Source organism: Mycobacterium scrofulaceum (assembly GCF_002086735.1).
Classification (GTDB): domain Bacteria; phylum Actinomycetota; class Actinomycetes; order Mycobacteriales; family Mycobacteriaceae; genus Mycobacterium; species Mycobacterium scrofulaceum.
Window position 1 is genome coordinate 1 of the sequence record NZ_MVIJ01000170.1, and the last position, 390, is coordinate 390.

Genomic DNA, 390 nt, shown 5'->3' on the forward strand with positions numbered 1-390 from the left:
CAGGCAGTCGTCGAGGACTTTCATCGCCCGTTCCGTCGTCCACCATTTGGCCATCGCGACAGTTTGCACGTCGAGCTTACCGTCGAGATGCAGACAGATGCAGTGGTCGAGGAACACTCGCGCAATCCTTGTTTCGGTGGCGGCTTCAGCGAGGGTGAACTTGGTATTTTGGAACCCGAAGATCGTTCGCCCGAATGCTTCTCGTTGGCGCGTGTATTCGATCGTCTGGTGCAAGGCCAATTCCATGGCGGCAACCGCTCCGACCGCGACGATAAGTCGCTCCTGCGGCAGTTGCGTCATCAGCTGAAAGAAGCCTTGCCCCTCGGTGTCGCCTAGCAGATGCGTCTTGGGGACGCGCACGCCGTCGAAAAACAATTCAGATGTGTCCTG

At 57.9% G+C, this 390-nt stretch carries 1 protein-coding gene; it reads right to left on the bottom strand.

Going from position 1 to position 390, the window contains the following annotated elements:
- A partial coding sequence (locus BST44_RS29290; protein ID WP_279628997.1) for an acyl-CoA dehydrogenase family protein occupies window positions 1-390 on the bottom strand: 390 nt, incomplete at both ends.